Genomic DNA, 2386 nt, shown 5'->3' with positions numbered 1-2386 from the left:
CAGGACACGCCGTGAACCCATCCATGGGGGCTCGATGGCGCCATCCTTGGCGCCAACGGTCCTGGCTGAGGCCCCCTGCCTCCCATGACAGTTTCCTGCGGGCGCGGACGCATCAGACCCCAAGGCGGGAGCAAGGGCAAAAGCAAAGGCAAAGGCAAAGGCAAAGGCAAAGCCAGGAATTGCGGCTTCGGCTTTTGACTTTGAATTTGAATTTGAATTTGAATTTGAATTTGAATTTGATCTTTCTTCTCCCGGCTACCCGGCGGGAGAAGAAGGCGCGGGCAATGCTTGAAGCGGATGGGCGTGGGGCCAGCGCAAAACCGTGAGGCGCATGGATGCGCCGACCGAGCCCCCATGGATGGGTTTACGGCGTGTTTTGCGCTGGCCCCACGCCCATCCGCCCTCAGCGCAGCACACCGCCGGCTTCTACTCACGGTAGCCAGCAACAAAAAAGGACGGCGCGTCAGCGCCGTCCCTCGATAAGCCCCCGCGCAGCGGGAGACGTCATCCATTTCAGCTGGGATCAGCCGGCGCGACCGCCGCCGTTGCCACCCTGGCCACGACCACGGCCGCCACCATTGCCACCACCGCCACGGCGCTGGCCCTGACCCGCGCCCGCACCGGCACGCTGCTGGCCATGGCCACCGCCCTCGCGACGGCCGCCTCCGGCCTTCTTCGGGCCGGCATGCGCATGGCGCGGCGCATCGCCGTGCGGACGGCGTGCGTGGCTCTTGCGCGGTGCGCGCTCGCCGGTATCGTGCTCGGCCTTGCCCGGCGCACTGTTGCCCCAGCGGATCGGCGTCTGCAGCTCGAAGCCCGGCACATCACGGATGTCCATGTCGCGGCCCAGCAGGCGGGTAATCGCACGCAGCAGCTTCACTTCGTCCTGCGCCACCAGCGAAATCGCCTGGCCGGTGGCACCGTTACGGCCGGTACGGCCGATGCGGTGCACGTAGTCCTCGGCCACCATCGGCAGATCGAAGTTGATCACCTTCGGCAGCTCGTTGATGTCGATGCCGCGCGCGGCGATGTCGGTGGCCACCAGCACGGTCACGCGGCCGGCCTTGAAGTCACCCAGTGCACGCAGGCGCTGGCCCTGGCTCTTGTTGCCATGGATGGCCGCGGTCTTGATGCCGGACTTTTCCAGGAACGTGGCCAGCTTGTCGCTGCCGTGCTTGGTACGTGCGAAGACCAGGGTCTGCTCGCGGCTGTCCTGCGCCAGCAGGTGCAGCAGCAAGTCGCGCTTGCGGCTGCCATCGACCGGGTGCACGCGGTGGGTGATGGTCTCGGCCACGGTGTTCTTCGGCGTCACCTGGATCTGTTCCGGGTTGCGCATGAACTCCAGCGCCAGCTGGCGGATGTTGTCCTCGAAGGTGGCCGAGAACAGCAGGGTCTGGCGGTTCTGCTTCGGCAGCTTGGCCAGGATGCGCTTGATCGACGGCAGGAAGCCCATGTCGAGCATGCGGTCGGCTTCGTCCAGCACCAGCAGTTCAATGCCGGACAGATCGATGCTGCGACGCTCCAGGTGGTCGATCAGGCGGCCCGGGCAGGCCACCAGCAGGTCCACGCCACGGCGCAGGATGTCCAGCTGGTTGCCCATGCCGACGCCGCCGTAGATGCAGGCGCTGGGGATGCGCAGGTACTTGCTGTAGCCGCGCAGGCTGTCGTGCACCTGGGTGGCCAGCTCGCGGGTCGGGGCCAGGATCAGCGCGCGCGGCTTGCGCGGGCCACTGCGCACTTCCTGCGAGGCGGTGCCCAGGTGCTGCAGCAGCGGCAGGCCGAAGGCGGCGGTCTTGCCGGTGCCGGTCTGTGCGCCGGCCAGCAGGTCGCGACCGGCCAGCGCCAGCGGGATCGCCTGCTGCTGGATCGGGGTCGGGTTTTCGTAGCCCTGCTCGGCAAGCGCACGCAGCAGGAAGGGCGCCAGGCCCAGCGATTCAAAAGACATTGAGATTGCTCCAAGTACAAGAAACGCCTGTCCAAACGGACAGACGGGGGCAGATCAAACTGATCGGCTGACTCGGAGCGTTCCCGTGAACCGCGCTGCGAGAATTGGGTGCAGCCGGCACAAAGCGCAGGCTGGAATGCGTGACGAACGGCGTCGGAGTGGGGGCGGGCGAAGAGGGCGGACCCTGGTCGCCGGCGATCCCGGAGGGAAACGGACGGCCGCTGCAGACCCCGCAAGTCTAAACGATGTTTGAGACTTCACGCAAAAAGGCCTGTTCAGGTAAGGGGCTCTCTGCAGGGCTGCGCCCTGCACCCGCAGACGCCCGAGCCAAGGCCAGAGCAACGTCAGAAGCCGGGTTCCTGCGGGTAGGCGGGGTGGGTCCGGTGGCAGGGGACGCTGCAAGTACGTCCATGTAAGCTCGGTCGCCGCATCCATGCGGCT

General features: G+C 66.5%; 1 protein-coding gene. It reads right to left on the bottom strand.

What is annotated here, in order from left to right; genetic code table 11:
- Positions 1–523: 523 nt before the first annotated feature.
- On the bottom strand, positions 524–1945 hold the full coding sequence (locus tag ACTJJM_RS21200; protein WP_043398815.1) for a DEAD/DEAH box helicase: 1422 nt from the start codon (positions 1943–1945) through the stop codon (positions 524–526).
- Positions 1946–2386 lie beyond the last annotated feature (441 nt).

This window comes from Stenotrophomonas sp. 22692 (genome assembly GCF_052045015.1).
Classification (GTDB): Bacteria; Pseudomonadota; Gammaproteobacteria; order Xanthomonadales; family Xanthomonadaceae; genus Stenotrophomonas; species Stenotrophomonas geniculata.
This window is presented reverse-complemented; position numbering and strand designations above follow the sequence as displayed.